Source organism: Enterobacter cloacae complex sp. CDL013 (genome assembly GCF_049238805.1).
GTDB classification, from domain to species: Bacteria; Pseudomonadota; Gammaproteobacteria; order Enterobacterales; family Enterobacteriaceae; genus Enterobacter; species Enterobacter hormaechei_C.
This window is the reverse complement of the sequence record NZ_JBMKGT010000003.1, coordinates 96,145-115,172: the sequence shown is the minus strand read 5'-3', so window position 1 is coordinate 115,172 and position 19,028 is coordinate 96,145. Positions and strand designations below refer to the sequence as shown.

19 protein-coding genes and 5 tRNA genes are annotated in these 19,028 nt (G+C 55.2%); 14 read left to right on the top strand and 10 right to left on the bottom strand.

Annotated features, from left to right (window positions below; translation table 11 throughout):
• Positions 1-2: 2 nt before the first annotated feature.
• The 8 genes from cpoB (at position 3) to pnuC (ending at position 3,450) form a co-directional block, all read left to right on the top strand.
• Positions 3-791, top strand: coding sequence for a cell division protein CpoB (gene cpoB / locus ACOTXD_RS06295; RefSeq protein ID WP_003858574.1), 789 nt, complete (start codon positions 3-5; stop codon positions 789-791).
• Positions 792-952: 161 nt separating this feature from the next.
• Positions 953-1,028: transfer RNA gene (locus tag ACOTXD_RS06290), tRNA-Lys, on the top strand.
• Between the two features lie 27 nt (positions 1,029-1,055).
• Positions 1,056-1,131: transfer RNA gene (locus ACOTXD_RS06285), tRNA-Val, on the top strand.
• Positions 1,132-1,134: 3 nt separating this feature from the next.
• Positions 1,135-1,210: transfer RNA gene (locus ACOTXD_RS06280), tRNA-Lys, on the top strand.
• 41 nt (positions 1,211-1,251) lie between these two features.
• Positions 1,252-1,327, top strand: a tRNA-Lys gene (locus tag ACOTXD_RS06275).
• Positions 1,328-1,358: 31 nt separating this feature from the next.
• Positions 1,359-1,434: transfer RNA gene (locus ACOTXD_RS06270), tRNA-Lys, on the top strand.
• Between the two features lie 230 nt (positions 1,435-1,664).
• Complete coding sequence (gene nadA / locus ACOTXD_RS06265; protein ID WP_003858573.1) at positions 1,665-2,708, top strand: quinolinate synthase NadA; 1,044 nt, start codon at positions 1,665-1,667, stop codon at positions 2,706-2,708.
• A 22-nt stretch (positions 2,709-2,730) separates the two neighbouring features.
• Positions 2,731-3,450, top strand: coding sequence for a nicotinamide riboside transporter PnuC (pnuC, locus tag ACOTXD_RS06260; protein ID WP_022650623.1), 720 nt, complete (start codon positions 2,731-2,733; stop codon positions 3,448-3,450).
• Here the strand turns inward: pnuC and zitB are convergent.
• Both zitB and ACOTXD_RS06250 read right to left on the bottom strand, forming a co-directional pair.
• Entirely contained in the window at positions 3,447-4,385 is a 939-nt protein-coding gene (gene zitB / locus ACOTXD_RS06255) for a CDF family zinc transporter ZitB (protein WP_126501143.1), read from the bottom strand. The two genes, pnuC and zitB, sit on opposite strands and share 4 nt — an antisense overlap.
• Before the next feature lie 99 nt (positions 4,386-4,484).
• Positions 4,485-4,844, bottom strand: a complete 360-nt coding sequence (locus tag ACOTXD_RS06250) for a protein YbgS (RefSeq protein ID WP_003858566.1) — start codon at positions 4,842-4,844, stop codon at positions 4,485-4,487.
• A gap of 304 nt (positions 4,845-5,148) precedes the next feature.
• Here ACOTXD_RS06250 and aroG point away from each other — a divergent pair, with 304 nt between their 5' ends.
• Entirely contained in the window at positions 5,149-6,201 is a 1,053-nt protein-coding gene (gene aroG, locus ACOTXD_RS06245) for a 3-deoxy-7-phosphoheptulonate synthase AroG (protein WP_003858564.1), read from the top strand.
• A 61-nt stretch (positions 6,202-6,262) separates the two neighbouring features.
• Here aroG and gpmA read toward each other — a convergent pair whose 3' ends face one another.
• The 7 genes from gpmA to modE all read right to left on the bottom strand — a co-directional run bounded on the left by gpmA (position 6,263) and on the right by modE (position 14,071).
• Positions 6,263-7,015: a 2,3-diphosphoglycerate-dependent phosphoglycerate mutase gene (gene gpmA / locus ACOTXD_RS06240; RefSeq protein WP_003858562.1), complete on the bottom strand. Its 753-nt coding sequence runs from the start codon at positions 7,013-7,015 to the stop codon at positions 6,263-6,265.
• A gap of 265 nt (positions 7,016-7,280) precedes the next feature.
• Positions 7,281-8,324 carry a galactose-1-epimerase gene (gene galM, locus ACOTXD_RS06235; protein ID WP_003858560.1) on the bottom strand — a complete coding sequence of 348 codons (1,044 nt, stop codon included), beginning with the start codon at positions 8,322-8,324 and terminating at the stop codon, positions 7,281-7,283.
• Positions 8,318-9,466: a galactokinase gene (galK, locus tag ACOTXD_RS06230; RefSeq protein WP_003858559.1), complete on the bottom strand. Its 1,149-nt coding sequence runs from the start codon at positions 9,464-9,466 to the stop codon at positions 8,318-8,320. The genes galM and galK overlap by 7 nt, the downstream gene beginning before the upstream one ends.
• Positions 9,467-9,468: 2 nt before the next feature.
• Complete coding sequence (galT, locus tag ACOTXD_RS06225) at positions 9,469-10,515, bottom strand: galactose-1-phosphate uridylyltransferase (RefSeq protein ID WP_022650627.1); 1,047 nt, start codon at positions 10,513-10,515, stop codon at positions 9,469-9,471.
• A 9-nt stretch (positions 10,516-10,524) separates the two neighbouring features.
• Positions 10,525-11,541 carry a UDP-glucose 4-epimerase GalE gene (gene galE, locus ACOTXD_RS06220; RefSeq protein WP_003858554.1) on the bottom strand — a complete coding sequence of 339 codons (1,017 nt, stop codon included), beginning with the start codon at positions 11,539-11,541 and terminating at the stop codon, positions 10,525-10,527.
• A 201-nt stretch (positions 11,542-11,742) separates the two neighbouring features.
• Positions 11,743-13,215, bottom strand: a complete 1,473-nt coding sequence (gene modF / locus ACOTXD_RS06215) for a molybdate ABC transporter ATP-binding protein ModF (RefSeq protein WP_022650629.1) — start codon at positions 13,213-13,215, stop codon at positions 11,743-11,745.
• 67 nt (positions 13,216-13,282) lie between these two features.
• Positions 13,283-14,071: a molybdenum-dependent transcriptional regulator gene (modE, locus tag ACOTXD_RS06210; RefSeq protein ID WP_048210461.1), complete on the bottom strand. Its 789-nt coding sequence runs from the start codon at positions 14,069-14,071 to the stop codon at positions 13,283-13,285.
• Positions 14,072-14,198: 127 nt separating this feature from the next.
• Here modE and ACOTXD_RS06205 point away from each other — a divergent pair, with 127 nt between their 5' ends.
• The 4 genes from ACOTXD_RS06205 to modC all read left to right on the top strand — a co-directional run bounded on the left by ACOTXD_RS06205 (position 14,199) and on the right by modC (position 17,053).
• On the top strand, positions 14,199-14,351 hold the full coding sequence (locus ACOTXD_RS06205) for an AcrZ family multidrug efflux pump-associated protein (protein WP_003858549.1): 153 nt from the start codon (positions 14,199-14,201) through the stop codon (positions 14,349-14,351).
• Positions 14,352-14,529: 178 nt separating this feature from the next.
• The gene (gene modA / locus ACOTXD_RS06200; protein ID WP_022650631.1) at positions 14,530-15,306 is read left to right on the top strand and encodes a molybdate ABC transporter substrate-binding protein; all 777 of its coding nucleotides are present in this window, start codon (positions 14,530-14,532) and stop codon (positions 15,304-15,306) included.
• Positions 15,303-15,995 (top strand): molybdate ABC transporter permease subunit, encoded by a 693-nt coding sequence (modB, locus tag ACOTXD_RS06195; RefSeq protein WP_061856293.1) that lies wholly within the window; start codon positions 15,303-15,305, stop codon positions 15,993-15,995. The genes modA and modB overlap by 4 nt, the downstream gene beginning before the upstream one ends.
• Entirely contained in the window at positions 15,995-17,053 is a 1,059-nt protein-coding gene (gene modC, locus ACOTXD_RS06190) for a molybdenum ABC transporter ATP-binding protein ModC (RefSeq protein WP_421766389.1), read from the top strand. The genes modB and modC overlap by 1 nt, the downstream gene beginning before the upstream one ends.
• Here modC and ACOTXD_RS06185 read toward each other — a convergent pair whose 3' ends face one another.
• Positions 17,054-17,872, bottom strand: coding sequence for a pyridoxal phosphatase (locus ACOTXD_RS06185; RefSeq protein ID WP_003858539.1), 819 nt, complete (start codon positions 17,870-17,872; stop codon positions 17,054-17,056).
• Between the two features lie 119 nt (positions 17,873-17,991).
• Here ACOTXD_RS06185 and pgl point away from each other — a divergent pair, with 119 nt between their 5' ends.
• The gene (gene pgl / locus ACOTXD_RS06180; RefSeq protein WP_061856294.1) at positions 17,992-18,987 is read left to right on the top strand and encodes a 6-phosphogluconolactonase; all 996 of its coding nucleotides are present in this window, start codon (positions 17,992-17,994) and stop codon (positions 18,985-18,987) included.
• The last annotated feature ends 41 nt before the right edge of the window (positions 18,988-19,028 follow it).

Here is a 19,028-nt window from a genome sequence, read left to right as displayed (position 1 = left end):
GCATGAGCAGTAACTTCAGACATCATCTGATGAGTCTGTCGTTACTGGTTGGAATAGCGGCCCCCTGGGCCGCTTTTGCTCAGGCACCAATCAGTAGTGTCGGCTCAGGCTCGGTAGAAGATCGAGTCACTCAACTCGAGCGTATTTCTAACGCTCACAGCCAGCTTTTAACTCAACTCCAGCAGCAGCTTTCCGATAACCAGAATGATATTGATTCCCTTCGTGGTCAGATCCAGGAGAGTCAGTATCAGCTTAATCAGGTTGTGGAGCGCCAGAAGCAAATTTTGTTGCAGATGGATAGCCTGAACAGCGGCGGAGCAGCAGCACAGCCAGCAGCAGGCGATCAAAGCGGTGCGGCGACGCCTGCACCTGCGGCAGATGCCTCCGCGTCGTCTGGTGCGCCTGTACAGAGCGGTGACGCGAATACGGACTACAACGCGGCCATTGCCCTGGTGCAGGACAAATCGCGCCAGGACGATGCTATCGTTGCGTTTCAGAACTTCGTTAAGAAGTACCCTGATTCCACTTACCAGCCAAATGCGAACTACTGGCTGGGTCAGTTGAATTACAACAAGGGTAAAAAGGATGATGCGGCGTTTTATTTTGCCTCTGTGGTGAAAAATTACCCGAAATCACCAAAAGCGCCTGATGCGATGTATAAAGTCGGCGTGATCATGCAGGACAAAGGCGACACTGCAAAAGCCAAAGCGGTTTATCAGCAGGTGGTTGCGAAATTCCCGGGTACAGACGGCGCCAAACAGGCACAAAAACGTTTGAGTTCGATGGGTTGATTATCGCATGACCAGAAATCGCGTTATTTCTGGTCGTGCAGCATGATTCCTAAGCAGTTAAGTGATCTTCATCGAAATTTTTGTTGCGCAGAATTCTTAAATCAGTAATATATGCCGCCGTTGCCACGGGATATCAAACAACGTGAAAGCAGCGCAAAAGTGGGTCGTTAGCTCAGTTGGTAGAGCAGTTGACTTTTAATCAATTGGTCGCAGGTTCGAATCCTGCACGACCCACCACTTAAAGCAGTTCCGGCAGCACAGAGTGGGTGATTAGCTCAGTTGGTAGAGCATCTCCTTTACACGGAGGGGGTCGGCGGTTCGAGCCCGTCATCACCCACCACTCGGGTCGTTAGCTCAGTTGGTAGAGCAGTTGACTTTTAATCAATTGGTCGCAGGTTCGAATCCTGCACGACCCACCAATTTTATTGGTACCGAGTGATAATTCAGGCAACACCCGAATGGGTCGTTAGCTCAGTTGGTAGAGCAGTTGACTTTTAATCAATTGGTCGCAGGTTCGAATCCTGCACGACCCACCAGCCTGAATAGATTTGAAGTACATCCCGTAAGGGGTCGTTAGCTCAGTTGGTAGAGCAGTTGACTTTTAATCAATTGGTCGCAGGTTCGAATCCTGCACGACCCACCAATGTAAAAAGGCGCCCTAAAGGCGCCTTTTTGCTATCTGTCGTTCGCCAGTGCCTTGTAGGTCGGGTAAGGCGAAGCCGCCACCCGACAGATGCTACCGGCATCAATTCCCGATGACATTCCCCCTCAAATTCGCTATCTTGTTTAGTATACAAAACACCATTGCCTCATTTTTGTTATCTAATGCAAAACAAAGGCAATATTGTTAAGCCAGTAAAACGAGAAGCCATAATGAGTGTGATGTTTGATCCCGAAACCGCAATCTATCCCTTCCCGCCAAAGCCTGCTCCGCTAAGCCGGGATGAAAAACAGTTCTATCGAGAGAAAATCAAGCGCCTGCTTAAAGAGCGTGATGCGGTGATGGTGGCGCATTACTACACCGACCCGGAAATTCAGCAGCTGGCGGAAGAGACGGGCGGCTGTATCTCAGATTCCCTGGAAATGGCGCGTTTCGGTGCTAAACATCCTGCCTCCACGCTGCTGGTTGCAGGTGTGCGCTTCATGGGCGAAACGGCAAAAATCCTCAGCCCGGAAAAAACCATACTGATGCCGACGCTGAATGCCGAATGCTCCCTTGACCTCGGTTGCCCGATTGATGAGTTCACCGCCTTCTGTGATGCCCACCCTGACCGTACCGTGGTGGTCTATGCCAACACGTCTGCGGCGGTGAAAGCCCGGGCGGACTGGGTAGTGACGTCCAGTATCGCCGTTGAGCTGATTGAACATCTGGACAGCCTGGGGGAGAAAATCATCTGGGCGCCCGATCGTCACCTGGGAAACTACGTACAAAAACAGACCGGTGCGGATGTGCTGTGCTGGCAGGGGGCCTGTATCGTCCACGATGAGTTCAAGACCCAGGCGCTGACCCGGATGAAAGGCTTATACCCGCAGGCCGCGATACTGGTGCACCCGGAATCTCCGCAGTCGATCGTCGACATGGCGGACGCCGTCGGCTCAACCAGCCAGTTAATTAACGCGGCAAAAACGCTGCCACACAAGCAGCTCATCGTGGCGACCGATCGCGGTATCTTCTACAAAATGCAACAGGCCGTGCCGGAAAAAGAGCTGCTTGAAGCGCCAACCGCCGGAGAAGGGGCGAGCTGCCGAAGCTGCGCGCATTGCCCGTGGATGGCGATGAATGGGCTCAAAGCGATTTCGGAGGCGCTTGAGAACGGTGGCGCAGCGCATGAGATCCACGTGGATGCCGCTCTGCGTGAAGGCGCGTTAATTCCACTTAACCGTATGCTGGATTTTGCGGCTACACTACGTACTTAACTTATTACGCCCCGGAGAAAAAATGGATTTTTTTAGCACACAGAACATCCTGGTTCATATCCCGATTGGTGCGGGCGGCTATGACCTGTCGTGGATTGAAGCGGTGGGTACGCTGGCCGGTTTACTCTGTATCTGGCTGGCCAGCCTTGAGAAGATCAGCAACTATGCGTTCGGGCTGATAAACGTCACGCTGTTTGCGATCATCTTCTTCCAGATCCAGCTCTACGCCAGCCTGCTTCTACAGCTGTTCTTCTTCGCGGCCAATATCTATGGCTGGTACGCCTGGTCTCGGCAAAACAGCCAGCAGGAGGCGGAGTTGCAAATCCGCTGGCTGCCGTTGCCTAAAGCCATCGCCTGGTTCGCGGCCTGCGTGGTGGCTATCGGCTTTATGACCGTCTTTATTGATCCGGTATTTGCCTTCCTGACGCGCGTGGCGGTCTCGGTGATGTCAGGTCTGGGATTGAACGTGACGATGCCTGAGCTTCAGCCGGATGCCTTCCCGTTCTGGGATTCCTGCATGATGGTGTTGTCAATTGCCGCAATGATCCTGATGACCCGTAAATACGTTGAGAACTGGCTGTTGTGGGTGGTCATCAATGTCATTAGCGTGGTGATTTTTGCCCGCCAGGGTGTTTATGCCATGTCGCTGGAGTATATGCTCCTGACCTTCATTGCTCTCAACGGCAGCCGCATGTGGATTAACAGCGCGCGTGAGCGTGGCTCTCGCGCGCTTTCCCGTTAATGATGATGTGCATGTGAGTGGCCGGACTGCGCCTCGTTAAGGTGGCAGTCTGGCCCGCTGCAAGGCTGGTACTCCATCTGGATAGTGGAGTGCGCAATCTCATAGTGATGCTCGAGGAAATGCCGAATACGTTCAAGCAACGCATCGTGATCGTGGGGCGGAATAACCTGAACGTGCAGCGTCATCAGCGGTTTCTCACCCACCAGCCAGACGTGAACGTGGTGAACGTTACGGACTTCAGGAATGGAACGACACAGATTGCGTTTTAGCTCGCCAATATCCAGCGACGTGGGAGCGCCTTCCAGCAGCTCATTGACGCTCTCTTTCAACAGCCGCCAGGCACTGCGTAATACAAGGCACGATACCAGCACGGAAAGAATCGGGTCGATGGGGGTCCAGCCCGTACCCATAATGATCAGCGCGGCTACGATGGCCCCTACGGAACCCAGCAGATCGCCCAGCACATGAAGCGCCGCGGCCCGTACGTTCAGATTTTTTTCACTGCTGCCGCGGTGCAATATCCAGAACGCCAGAATATTGGCGACCAACCCGGCAATGGCGATAACCATCATTGTTGTCCCGGCTACCGGTTGGGGATGCCGAAAGCGCTGAAAAGCCTCCCATACGATGAGTATGGTAATCACCACTAAGGCAATCGCATTCACAAAGGCGGCAAGCGTGGTCAGTCTGAGCCAGCCAAAGGTGTGGCGGGTATTGGGAGGGCGACGGGCAAACTGCACGGCCAGCAGAGCAAACAGGAGCGCGGCAGCGTCGGTCAGCATATGCCCGGCATCGGCCAGCAGCGCCAGCGATCCGGATATCAGCCCGCCTGTGACCTCAATAATCATAAAGGTGGCAGTGACGCCAAAAGCCAGCAAAAGCCGTTTGGCATTTTCATCGCCAGTGGAGTGGGAATGGGAGTGGGAGTGCGCCATGGTATCGTTCCTGATTTATTATTATTTTTAGTGTAGCGTTTTTAAGAGCTTAAATAAAAAAGGAGAGCATTCGCTCTCCCTGTTTTACCTTATGGAAGGTTACTGGGTAGTACCGTCCGTTTTGGTATTGGCATCGCTGCCCACTTTGTCATTCGGGTCCGGGCATTTCCCGTCTTTACAGACTGAGTTTTTATGCACCTCGTCGGTAGTCATACCCTCATGGTTCATCGTGCCTGTGTTCGTCCCGCCAGTATTGGTATTGCCCGTGTTGATATTACTGTTATCAACATTGTTTGGCGCGATATTCTGTTTTGCATCCGGCGCAACCTGGCCTGCTTCGGCAGCGGCATTCGCGTCGCCGTTGCTGCCGGATGAGCCTGCATCAGCAGCCAGTACGCTACCGCTTGCCAGGGTAAGGGTTGCCGTCAGGAAAAGCGTAGTCAGTTTCGTCATTTTCATCATGGTGCTCCTGTTCTTATCGTTACGCTGGATAACATTCTCCAACAGTGCATCTTGTTCAGTGGCGAAAGATTCCGGACTCCTGAATTATGTCAGGATGGAATCGCGTATAAATATTTAAAAACAGTCGTTACAAGTAAAAAGCTTAGGCCAGATCTCATTTTTCGCTATTTTGTTGCGTATTTTAGGCGAATTCCAGGAATTATCTGCGCGAAGTGTAAAAGCCCGTTTACACTTCGTGTCCGACAAGTTAGATTGAAAGGATTGCTTTCATTACTAAAGATATGGCAGAGCCGGAAAGAAGATGAATTATCAGAACGACGATTTACGCATTAAAGAGATCAATGAGTTATTACCTCCCGTAGCGCTCCTTGAAAAATTCCCCGCCACCGAAAATGCCGCCAACACGGTGTCTCATGCCCGCAAGGCGATCCACAAGATCCTGAAAGGTAGCGACGATCGTCTTCTGGTAGTGATCGGGCCATGCTCCATTCACGATCCTGCTGCGGCCAAAGAGTATGCGTCGCGTCTGCTCGCCCTGCGTGAAGAGCTGAAAGGCGAACTGGAAATCGTGATGCGCGTTTATTTCGAAAAACCGCGTACCACCGTAGGTTGGAAAGGGTTAATCAACGATCCGCATATGGACAACAGTTTCCAGATTAACGACGGCCTGCGCATTGCGCGTAAGCTGCTGCTGGAGATCAACGACAGCGGGCTGCCTGCTGCCGGAGAATTCCTCGATATGATCACCCCGCAGTATCTGGCTGACCTGATGAGCTGGGGCGCTATTGGTGCGCGTACGACTGAATCTCAGGTTCACCGCGAGCTGGCGTCTGGCCTGTCATGCCCGGTGGGTTTCAAAAATGGCACTGATGGCACCATCAAGGTCGCCATTGACGCCATTAATGCGGCGGGCGCGCCGCACTGCTTCCTGTCGGTGACCAAGTGGGGCCACTCGGCTATCGTGAATACCAGCGGTAATGGCGATTGCCATATCATACTGCGCGGCGGTAAAGAGCCTAACTATAGCGCTAAACACGTAGCGGAGGTAAAAGCAGGGCTGGAGAAAGCAGGTCTGGCACCGCAGGTGATGATCGATTTCAGCCATGCCAACTCCAGCAAACAGTTCAAAAAGCAGATGGAAGTCGGCGCAGATGTGTGTCAGCAAATCGCCAGCGGTGAACGCGCAGTGATTGGGGTGATGATTGAGAGCCATCTGGTTGAAGGCAACCAGAACCTGGAGGGCAGCGAGCCGCTGGTCTACGGTAAGAGCGTGACGGATGCCTGCATTGGCTGGGACGATACCGATGCGATCCTGCGTCAGTTGGCGGATGCGGTAAAAGCGCGTCGCGGCTAAGTTTGTTGCGGGTAACAAAAAAGCGTGGATTTCTCCACGCTTTTTTTATGTCCGGCAAATATTACTTCGCTTTACCCTGGTTCGCCACGGCTGCCGCTTTTGCAGCGATTTCGTCGGCGTTACCCAGGTAGTAATGTTTAACTGGCTTGAAGTTTTCGTCGAACTCGTACACCAGCGGCACGCCGGTAGGGATGTTCAGCTCGAGGATTTCATCTTCACCCATGTTGTCCAGGTATTTCACCAGCGCACGCAGGGAGTTACCGTGAGCAGCGATAATGACGCGCTCGCCGCTTTTCAGGCGTGGCAGAATGGTTTCGTTCCAGTAAGGCACAACGCGGTCGATGGTCAGCGCCAGGCTTTCGGTCTGCGGCAGTTCAGCCTCAGTCAGCTTCGCGTAACGCGGATCGTGGCCCGGGTAGCGCTCGTCATCTTTGCTCAGCTCTGGAGGCGTAACCGCAAAACCACGACGCCACTGCTTAACCTGCTCGTCACCGTATTTTTCTGCGGTTTCCGCTTTGTTCAGACCTTGCAGCGCACCGTAGTGACGCTCGTTCAGTTTCCAGGATTTCTCAACCGGCAGCCAGGCCTGATCCAGCTCGTCCAGAATGTTCCACAGGGTATGGATGGCACGTTTCAGCACAGAGGTGTAAGCAAAGTCAAAGGTGAAGCCTTCTTCTTTCAGCAGTTTACCTGCCGCTTTTGCTTCGCTCACGCCTTTCTCGGACAGATCAACGTCATACCAACCGGTGAAGCGGTTTTCGTTGTTCCACTGGCTTTCGCCGTGGCGCACCAGGACAAGCTTAGTATTAGCCATTTCTTACTCCTCAAGCATTTTGAATGATAACAATTCTCATTATATTGCCGTGACTGTGCCAGCAGCAACGCTTAACCCTAACCATAGCGAAAATAGTTCGAGAGTGTAAGATGCATGTGAATCCAGGGTTATGATTTTGTCTGCGATCGCCGCTATTTTCAGCAAGGCGGAGATAAAAAAGCCCTCGCGGTGAGGGCCAGGCTTTTTTGCCGGATGGCGCTTCGCTTATCAGGCCTACATTTGTAGGCCCGTGCGCCGCCGGACATTAAGCGCGCGGAATGAAATGATACTCGGTGACGCTTACGTACTCTTCACCCGGACGTAGCACGCAGTCCGGCTGCGGCCATTCAGGATGGTTAGGACTGTCTGGCAGGAACTCGCTCTCCAGCGCCAGGCCTTGCCAGGCGCCGTAGGCGTCATGTTCGCGCGCCGTGGTACCCTCCAGATAGTTACCGGAATAGAACTGTAGGGCGGGGGCGGTGGTGTAGACCGTCATCTGTAACTTCTCATCAGCAGACCAGACCTGTGCGGCAGGTTGAGAAAGATCGCCTTTCGCCTGCAACAGGAACGCGTGGTCGTAGCCTTTCACCTTGCGCTGATCGTCATCACTCAGGAAATCCTGGGCGATGGTTTTCGGCTGACGAAAATCAAAGCTATTACCGCTTACCGGTTTCAGCCCCTGATAAGGGATACCCATCTCATCGACCGGCAGATACTCGTCCGACAGGATCTGGAGTTTGTGGCTGCGGACATCGGTCTGATTACCGTCAAGGTTGAAATAGGCGTGGTTAGTCAGGTTGACCGGGCACGGCTTATCGACGGTCGCGCGGTACTCAATGGCGATGCGATTATCTTCGGTCAGGGTGAAGCGCGCCGTTGCGGTGAGATTGCCCGGGAAACCCTGGTCTCCATCGAGGGAGTCCAGAGAGAACCAGACCTCACCGTCATTTTGCTGCACAATCTTCCAGCGACGTTTATCAAACCCTTCCGGGCCGCCGTGCAGCTGATTTTCGCCCTGGCTGGCAAGCAGGGAATACGTTACGCCGTCCAGCGTAAACCGGCTTCTGGCGATGCGGTTAGCGTAGCGGCCTATGGATGCGCCCAGAAAAGCGGTCTGCTCGATATACTGCTCCGGCGATGCGCAGCCGAGCAGGGTTTCGCGCACGCTGCCGTCAGGCATCGGTACGCGGGCAGAAAGTAACGTTGCGCCCCAGTCCATCAGCGTAACCACCATCCCGGCGCTGTTGCGCAGGGTTAACAGGCGATACGGCAGACCATCCGGTGCGAGTGTAGGTATTTCGTTTAGCACTGTCCGGCTCCTTGTGATGCTTTACAGACGTAGAAAGTTTCTTTGATGCCCGTTTTGGCTTCGTACTGCTTAGCCACGGCGTCCTGGACGGCAGGGACCAGCTCTTCCGGCACGAGGGCGACGACGCACCCGCCAAATCCGCCGCCGGTCATACGCACGCCGCCTTTGTCGCCAATCGTGGCTTTCACAATTTCAACCAGGGTGTCGATTTGCGGCACGGTGATTTCGAAATCGTCACGCATGGAGGCATGCGATTCGGCCATCAGCTCGCCCATCCGTTTCAGGTCACCTTTCGCCAGCGCGGAGGCGGCTTCTACGGTACGGGCATTTTCGGTCAGTATATGGCGCACGCGCTTCGTGACAACCGGGTCCAGCTCGTGGGCGACCTTGTTAAATTCATCAAGTGAGACATCACGCAGGGCTGGCTGCTGGAAGAAGCGCGCGCCGGTTTCGCACTGTTCGCGACGGGTGTTGTACTCGCTGCCCACCAGGGTGCGTTTGAAGTTGCTGTTGATGATCACCACAGCCGCACCTTTAGGCAGCGGAACCGCTTTGGTCCCGAGGGAGCGACAGTCAATCAGCAAAGCGTGTTCTTTCTTGCCCAGCGCGGAAATCAGCTGATCCATAATGCCGCAGTTGCAGCCCACGAACTGGTTTTCCGCTTCCTGACCGTTCAGGGCGATCTGCGCCCCGTCCAGCGGCAGATGATAAAGCTGCTGGAACACGGTGCCGACCGCCACTTCCAGAGATGCGGAAGAGCTTAATCCCGCCCCCTGCGGCACGTTGCCGCTGATCACCAGATCGGCCCCGCCGAAATTCTTGTTACGCTTTTGCAGGTGCTTCACCACGCCGCGAACATAGTTCGACCACTGCTGGCTGTCGTGGGTCACGATCGGCGCATCGAGGGAAAATTCGTCAATTTCGTTGCCGTAATCCGCGGCGATTACTCGCACATGACGATCGTCGCGTTTCGCACAGCTGATCACCGTCTGGTAGTCGATGGCACACGGCAGGACAAAACCGTCGTTATAGTCGGTGTGCTCGCCGATCAGATTAACGCGGCCTGGCGCCTGGATAACATGGGTGGCAGGGTAGCCAAATTTTTCAGCAAACAGGGATTGTGTTTTATCTTTCAGACTCATTTTTAGACTCCTGATTCGCGGTAATGGACGTCGCTAACGGCACGCAGACGTTCTGCCGCCTGTTCCGCCGTCAGGTCGCGCTGGGTTTCCGCCAGCATTTCATAGCCCACCATGAATTTACGTACCGTTGCTGAGCGCAGCAGCGGCGGGTAGAAGTGTGCATGTAACTGCCAGTGTTGATTCTCTTCGCCGTTAAACGGCGCGCCGTGCCAGCCCATGGAGTAGGGGAAGGAGCACTGGAAGAGGTTGTCGTAGCGGCTGGTCAGTTTTTTCAGCGCCAGCGCCAGGTCGTCACGCTGGGCGTCGCTGAGTTCGGTAATGCGCTGAACATGGGCTTTCGGCAGCAGCAGCGTCTCAAATGGCCACGCCGCCCAGTAAGGGACTACCGCAAGCCAGTGTTCGGTTTCCACCACGGTACGGCTGCCATCCGCCAGCTCACGCTGGGTGTAATCCACCAGCATAGGCGAACCGTTCTGGGTGAAATACGCTTTTTGCAGTCGGTCCTCACGCTCGGCTTCGTTCGGCAGGAAGCTGTTCGCCCAGATCTGACCGTGCGGATGTGGGTTGGAGCAGCCCATCGCCGCGCCTTTATTTTCAAACACCTGCACCCACGGATAGCTCTGGCCCAGCTCCGCGGTTTGCACCTGCCAGGTGCTGACCACCTCTTTCAGGGCATCCACGCTCAGCTCCGGCAACGTTTTGCTGTGATCGGGCGAGAAGCAGATCACGCGGCTGGTGCCGCGGGCGCTTTCGCAGCGCATCAGCGGGTCATGGCTTTCCGGCGCGTCCGGCGTATCGGTCATCAGCGCGGCAAAGTCGTTAGTAAACACGAAGGTGCCTTTGTAGTCCGGGTTTTTATCGCCCGTCACGCGGGTATTGCCCGGGCAGAGGAAACAGTCCGGATCATGCTGCGGCAGCGTCTGTTTGGCAGGCGTCTCTTGCGCCCCCTGCCAGGGGCGCTTGGCGCGATGCGGTGAAACTAAAATCCATTGCCCGCTGAGCGGGTTAAAACGACGATGCGGGTGATCGACGGGATTGAATTGCGTCATGACAAATCCTTAGTCCGGATAGCCCTGCGGATGGCGTGATTGCCAGTGCCAGGTATCCTGTGCCATTTCATCGAGCGTGCGGGTGACACGCCAGTTGAGCTCTTTATCCGCTTTGGTGGCATCGGCCCAGTAAGCCGGGAGGTCGCCATCACGGCGGGGAGCGAAGTGATACTTCACCGGCTTGCCGCAGGCTTTACTGAAAGCATTCACCACATCCAGCACGCTGCTGCCAATCCCGGCGCCGAGGTTGTAAATATGCACGCCCGGTTTGTCCGCCAGTTGCTGCATCGCCGCCACGTGGCCGTCGGCCAGATCCATGACGTGAATGTAATCGCGCACGCCGGTGCCATCTTCGGTGGGATAATCGTTACCAAAAATCGCCAGGGAATCGCGACGCCCTACGGCAACCTGCGCGATATACGGCATCAGGTTGTTAGGAATGCCCTGCGGATCTTCGCCCATATCACCTGAAGGATGTGCGCCGACCGGGTTGAAGTAGCGCAGCAACGCGATGCTCCACTCAGGCTGGGCTTTTTGCAGGTCGGTCAGGATCTGCTCTACCATCAGCTTGCTTTTGCCATACGGGCTTTGCGGCGTACCGGTCGGGAAGCTTTCAACGTAAGGAATTTTTGGCTGATCGCCGTAGACGGTTGCGGAAGAGCTGAAGATAAAGTTTTTAACGTTGGCCGCACGCATGGCGGAGATCAGACGCAGGGTACCGTTGACGTTGTTGTCATAGTATTCAAGCGGTTTTGCCACCGATTCGCCAACCGCTTTCAGGCCCGCGAAGTGGATAACGGTTTCAATCGCGTGATCGTGAAGGATTTCAGTCATCAATGCTTCATTGCGGATATCGCCTTCCACGAAAGTCGGCTGTTTACCCGAAAGGCGTTCAATGACCGGCAGCACGCTGCGCTTACTGTTGCACAGGTTATCAAGAATGACGACATCGTGGCCACTTTGCAGCAGTTGCACACAGGTATGACTTCCTATGTAACCGCTACCACCTGTTACCAGAACTCGCATATTTCGCTCCATTAGGCTTATGGTATGAATTAACCATAGCATATCAGAGACGCGAAAAGTGTGACATGGGATAAAATAGTGGTATCGTTTACACTGGTTTTCACACGCGCTTTTTCTCAGACTGAGTGCATTGTAGATCAAAGAGATAGAGATGTATTGTTGCAGGTTGTCTGAAAAGCGGAGGGCAGCGCCCTCCGAGCGTTAATCGATTTTGCTCAGCAGGTAGCGGTATTGCTCGCCGTCAGGCACAAATTCCAGCCGATGGGTGATGCAGGACGGGGCATCCTCAGCATGGTGGGACACAAACAGCAGCTGGGTTTCACCTTCGCTAATCAGGACATCCACAAAGCGGCGGATCAGCTGACGGTTGAGCGGATCCAGCCCCTGCAACGGTTCATCCAGAATCAGCAGCGTAGGGTGCTTAACCAGCGCGCGGACTATCAATGCCAGCCGCTGCTGCCCCCACGACAGGCTGTGGAAGGGTGCATCGGCGACCCGGTTATCCATACCCAGAATATCCAGCCACTGCTGCGCCAGCTTGTGCTGCTTGTCGGATACCGCCTGATAAATACCAATGGAGTCGAAGAAGCCAGAGAGGATCACGTTTCGCACCGTGGTGCTCACCCGGTAGTCCAGATGCAGGCTGCTGCTGACATAGCCGATGTGCTTTTTGATATCCCAGATGGTTTCCCCGCTGCCGCGGCGACGGCCGAACAGGGTGAGATCGTTGCTGTATCCCTGCGGGTGATCCCCGGTGATCAGGCTCAGCAGCGTGGATTTACCCGCCCCGTTGGGGCCGACGATCTGCCAGTGCTCACCAGGATTAACCGTCCAGCTGAGGTGATTAAGAATAGGGCGATCGTCGTAAGCAACCACCCCATCGCGCAGCACAATGCGCGGCTGGTCAGGATCCAGCCCGTGGCGCGCCGAAGGCGCATCCGGCTCCGGCAGGGCAATACCGTCCAGTTTCTCGCTGTGGGCCAGCTGCGCAATCAGCGCCTGCCGAAGCAGTACGGCTTTCTCGCCGGTTTCGGTCAGGCTACAGTCCGCCAGCACGCCTGCATAATGTACGAAATCCGGGATCTCATCAAAGCGGTTCAGGACCAGTACAAGGGTGTATCCCTGCTGGTTAAGCGACGCCAGCAACGCTGCCAGCTGCGCGCGGGACTGTACATCCAGTCCGTCAAACGGTTCATCCAGGATCAAGAGTTCCGGCTCGCTCATCAGCGCCTGACACAGCAGCGTTTTGCGCGTCTCACCGGTAGAAAGATATTTGAAACGGCGGTTAAGCAGGGCGGTAATGCCAAATTGCTCCGCCAGCTGCTGACAGCGGGCAGGATCTTTTATCTCATCCTGGATAATTTCCGCCGTCGTGCGGCCGGTATCTTCTTCGCCGGGGCTGAGCAAATCGGTATTGTTACGCTGCCACTCATCGCTGACCAGCTTTTGCAGCTGTTCGAAGGAAAGGCGCGTCAGCCGGGTAAAGGTGCACCGACGTTCACCCTTCAGTTGGGTTATTTCGCCAGCCAAAGCGCGGGCCAGCGCGGATTTTCCGCTGCCATTAGAGCCCACAAACGCCCAGCTTTCTCCGGCGCGAAGGGTTAACTCTGGCAGCGATAAGGTACGGGTATCGCTAAGACGAAACGTGCCTTGCGAAATATGCAATGATGACATGTGTTATCCCATTTTTTGCAGCAACAGATGTCAGGGATACTCAGTGTAAGCAGGGTTGTCAATGTGCTTAGCACAATGTGGCGATAATTACCCTGTCTGCATTGAAATATGCGGTCACCACAGCACCTTCGTCTAATTCGGTCGCGTCGTTCACCGGAACGGTGGCGCAGAGCGACTGTCCATCCGGCAGGGTCATCAGCACTTCACACTGTTCTGCGCCGCGCTCGATGTGGCTGATGCGTCCCCGCAGCTGGTTGTCGGCCTCTGCGGCCTGCTCAGGGTTCAGCGCGATGCCGATCCAGGGCGCTTTGAGTAATACCAGCACCTCCTGACCTTCGTTCAGCCCAAGGCGTTGACCACTTTGCGCGGTGATGGCGGCTTTCAGGCGCGTCGTGCCGTCCGCGAGCAGGATCTCAATATGCTCCTGCACCTGCGAATGATCGCGCCCCGTCACCGTACCAAACCACTGGTTACGGGCGCTGGTCTGCAAAGAGAAACGGGAGATGGCGCCCAGCAGGCTGTCCAGCGGCAGGTTGTCGTCATCGCTCAGCACATCAAATGCTTTTTGCTGGATCTGCGCCAGTAAATCGTAGAGCTGGATCAGACGTTGCCCGTAACGCGTCAACACGGCGCCGCCGCCGCCTTTCCCGCCGGTGGCGCGCTCAACCAGCGTGTGTTCACTCAGGGTGTTCATGTCGTTAATCGCATCCCAGGCGCTTTTATAGCTGATGCCGGCGTTTTTTGCTCCCTGGCTAATCGAGCCAGTTTGTTCTATTTGTTTTAACAGGGCGATACGTCGCGGATCGGCGAAAAGCTTCTGCTGAAGTCGTAGGGTGAGGAGAATTTCGGCCTGCATAACAGTGTCCCGGCAAAAAGGCTATTGTGACCCAAATGCCCGGGGGCGGAAAGCGCACCGCACAAAAGGGGATGTTTTTCTTACTTTTCAGGGTAGAATAAGCCGTTCACAAGATCTGGAGAAAACCATGTTAGAGTTGTTGAAAAGTCTGGTATTCGCGGTAATCATGGTGCCAGTAGTGATGGCTATCATCCTCGGTGCCATCTACGGCCTGGGTGAAGTGTTCAACGTCTTTTCGAACATTGGTCATCGTCGTGACCAGCCTAAAAAGCAGCAATGATTTCCTCCAAAACGCCCGGCCAGCCCGGGCGTTTTGCTCTCAAGTTTATTCCTCTCCCGCCGATATCTTTTACAACGTTCCTTGAGTTTACGCATTAATGGGTACGATTTAGCGCTAGGAACGCCTGCGATATATCGTTATATTTGTTTGTATATAACGATACGCACAGGAGCTTCAAATGGCACGTTCATGGGTACGCCTTTTCGCAGGGGCAACGCTGACTCTCTCACTCACCGGCCACGCGCTGGCGGATGAAGGAAAAATCACGGTCTTTGCGGCGGCGTCGCTGACTAACGCGATGCAGGATATTGCTGCGGTATACAAAAAAGAGAAAAACGTCGAGGTGGTCTCGTCGTTTGCCTCCTCGTCCACACTGGCCCGCCAGATTGAAGCGGGGGCGCCCGCGGATCTGTTCATCTCTGCCGATCAGAAATGGATGGATTACGCGGTGGAGAAAAAATCTGTTGATACGGCTACCCGCGAAACGCTGCTGGGAAATAGCCTGGTGGTGGTTGCACCCGCAAACAGCAAGCAGGGCGACATCGCCATCAACAAACAGACGGACTGGACCCGTCTGCTCAACGGTGGTCGTCTGGCGGTGGGCGATCCGGAGCATGTTCCTGCCGGGATTTATGCGAAAGAAGCGCTGCAAAAACTTGGCGCATGGGAAACCTTATCGCCGAAGCTGGCTCCCGCAGAAGATGTGCGTGGCGCGCTGGCGCTGGTGGAGCGTAACGAAGCGCCACTCGGGATCGTTTACGGCTCCGATGCCGTCGCCAGTAAAGGTGTGAAGGTGGTGGGCACCTTCCCGGAAGACTCGCATAAGAAAGTGGAATATCCTGTTGCGATAGTTGATGGACATAAAAATGCGAGCGTGACGGCCTTCGTTGACTACCTGAAGGGGCCTGAAGCGTCCGCTATCTTTAAACGTTACGGATTTACGACTCACGAATGATATTGACCGAACCTGAATGGCAGGCCGTGCTGCTGAGCCTGAAAGTCTCTTCCCTGGCGGTTGCGCTGAGTTTGCCCTTTGGGGTGTTCTTTGCCTGGTTACTGGTTCGCGTGAAGTTTCCAGGCAAAGCCCTGCTCGACAGTGTTCTTCATCTTCCGCTCGTCTTGCCGCCTGTGGTGGTCGGCTATCTGCTGCTGATCTCCATGGGGCGACGCGGCGTTATTGGCGAGTGGCTGTACGACTGGTTTGGCCTGACCTTTGCTTTCAGCTGGCGCGGCGCGGTTCTGGCCGCGGCAGTAATGTCTTTCCCGCTGATGGTGCGCGCTATCCGCCTGGCGCTGGAAGGGGTGGATATACGGTTAGAACAGGCCGCCCGCACGCTGGGCGCAGGCCGCTGGCGGGTATTCCTGACCATTACGCTTCCGCTTACGTTACCGGGCATTATCGTCGGTACGGTGTTAGCCTTCGCCCGTTCGTTGGGTGAGTTTGGCGCGACCATCACCTTTGTGTCCAACATTCCCGGCGAGACGCGGACCATCCCGTCGGCCATGTATACCCTGATTCAGACCCCGGGCGGCGAAGGTGCGGCGGCCCGGCTGTGTATTATTTCGATTGTACTCGCCCTGGTCTCGCTGCTGGTGTCTGAATGGCTGGCGCGCCTCAGCCGTGAACGGATGGGGAAACCGTGATGCTGGAACTCAACTTTACGCAAACCCTGGGCAGTCACACCCTGACGCTGAACGAAACGCTGCCTGCCAGCGGTATCACCGCCATTCTTGGCGTGTCCGGGGCGGGGAAAACGTCGCTGATTAATGCGATTAGCGGCCTGACGCGTCCCCAGTCTGGCCGTATTGTGCTAAATAACCGCGTCTTAAATGACGCGGAGAAGAAGGTCTGCCTGTCACCGGACAAACGCCGTATCGGCTATGTGTTTCAGGATGCGCGCCTGTTTCCGCACTACAGCGTTCGCGGGAACCTGCGTTACGGCATGGCAAAAAGCATGGCCGGACAGTTCAATAAGCTGGTGGCGCTGCTGGGCATCGAACCGCTGCTGGATCGTCTGCCGTCGTCGCTGTCGGGTGGTGAAAAACAGCGTGTGGCGATTGGCCGCGCCCTGTTAACCGCGCCGGAACTGCTGCTGCTGGATGAGCCGCTGGCCTCGCTGGATATTCCGCGCAAGCGCGAGCTGCTGCCGTATCTGCAACGTCTGGCGCGGGAAATCAATGTGCCAATGCTCTACGTCAGCCATTCGCTGGATGAGATTTTACATCTGGCCGACAAAGTGCTGGTGCTCGAAGCGGGCAGGGTGAAGGCATTCGGCAATCTGGAGGAGGTGTGGGGCAGCAGCGTTATGCATCCATGGCTGCCAAAGGAGCAGCAGAGCAGCATTCTGAAGGTGAGCGTGCTGGAGCACCATCCGCACTACGCGATGACCGCGCTGGCGCTGGGCGATCAGCATTTGTGGGTGAATAAAATCGATACGCCAATTCAGTCCACGTTACGGATCCGCATTCAGGCGTCGGATGTCTCCCTGGTGCTGCAACCGCCGCTGCAAACCAGTATCCGCAATATTTTGCGCGCAAAAGTGGCGCAGTGTTTTGATGATAACGGCCAGGTGGAAGTGCAGCTGGAAGTAGGCAGCAGAACGCTGTGGGCGCGCATCAGCCCGTGGGCCAGGGATGAGCTGGGTATCAAGCCTGGCCTGTGGCTTTACGCGCAAATCAAGAGCGTTTCCATAACCGCCTGATCACAGCAGGTGGGTATAGATATACTGCGCGATGCTGTCGGTGGTGTTATCGCCAATCACCACGTCAGCGCGCGCTTTCACCGCGTCATCGGCATTACCCATCGCCACGCCCGTTCCGGACGCTTCCAGCATGCTGATGTCGTTATAGTTATCGCCGAAGGCAATTACGTCCTGCATTGATCCGCCCTGCGATTCAACGAACTGAGTCAGACGCCTTCCTTTGCTGTTGCCTTTGCGGGCGATATCCACCTGATCGTGCCAGGACCATTCACATTCCAGACCCAGCGTATGCTCGACATGTTTTGCGAAGGTATTCAGTTTGGCGGTGTCTTCATCGGTCAGGGCAAATTTCCAGATTGCTTCGACGTCTTCCGCCGCCTGGCGCAGGGAGGAAACCTGAGTGAACACCGGACGCTGCGCTTCCGGCAAAGACAGAGCCCAGTTGCTGGTGCGGATCACATGGCCGGTAGGGCGTTCATACACCATGGCGTTATCCACATACATCAGGCCGTGAATGGCGTGCTCATCCAGTAAATCAATCAATTGCAGCGCCTGCGTTACGGGAAGCGGATCGGAGGCTAAAACCTTTTTTGCCTGATAATCATACAAATAGGTGCCATTACAACAAATTGCAGGTGTATCTAAGCCCAGTGCCTGATAAAAAGGATGAATGGCTACGTGATGTCGACCCGTTACGATGAGAAGTTGATACCCCGCTTCCTGGGCTCGTTTGAGGGCCTCAAGAGAAGAGGGGAGCAGGGTTTTCTGAGGGGTAAGCAGTGTTCCGTCTAAATCCAGGGCAATCACTCGCGAGGTCATTTTTTGTTCCGGGTTAATGTTGAATTTAAGGTCTGTCGGGATGGTACACCGAGAGCGGAACCCTGCAAAATCCCGGACTACAATTCAGCATTCACCGTTAAAAATAATCAGGAGTATTCATGAAACAAACCGTTTATACCGCCAGTCCTGAAAGTCAGCAGATCCATGTCTGGCGTTTGAATACAGAAGGTTCGCTTACGCTGGTTCAGGTTGTTGATGTGCCAGGCCAGGTGCAGCCGATGGTCGTCAGCCCGGATAAACGTTTTCTTTATGTCGGCGTACGCCCCGAATTCCGCGTACTGGCATACCGCATCTCCCCGGATGACGGCGCGCTGACCTATACCGCAGAAGCCCCGCTGCCGGGCAGCCCGACCCATATTTCCACTGACCATAAAGGCAACTTTATCTTCAGCGGCTCCTACAATGCAGGCTGCGTGAGCGTCACCCGCCTGGAAGACGGTATTCCCGTTAAAACCGTCGACGTGGTAGAAGGGCTCGAAGGTTGCCACTCAGCCAACATTTCGCCGGATAACCGCACGCTGTGGGTGCCAGCGCTTAAGCAGGACCGCATCTGCCTGTTTACCCTGAGCGATGACGGCCATCTGGTCGCGCAGAGCCCGGCGGAAGTCACCACCGTGGAAGGCGCAGGCCCGCGCCACATGGTCTTCCATCCGAATCAGCAGTATGCCTATGTCGTTAACGAGCTGAACAGCTCGGTAGACGTGTGGGAGCTGAACGATCCTAACGGGCAGATCGAGTGCGTACAGACGCTGGACATGATGCCATCTGATTTCTCTGACACACGCTGGGCGGCAGACATTCACATCACGCCGGATGGCCGTCACCTGTATGCCTGTGACCGTACCTCCAGTCTGATCACCGTCTTCAGCGTCTCTGAAGACGGCAGCGTTCTGGCAGTTGAAGGCTTCCAGCCAACTGAAACCCAGCCGCGCGGCTTTAATGTCGACCACAGCGGCAAATACCTGATTGCGGCGGGGCAGAAATCCCACCACATTGCGCTCTATGAAATCCAGGGCTTGCAGGGTCTACTGGAAGAGAAAGGACGCTATGCGGTCGGACAAGGGCCGATGTGGGTTGTGATTAACGCTCATTGATCCGTAGACGAAAAAAAACCTCGCAAATGCGAGGTTTTTTA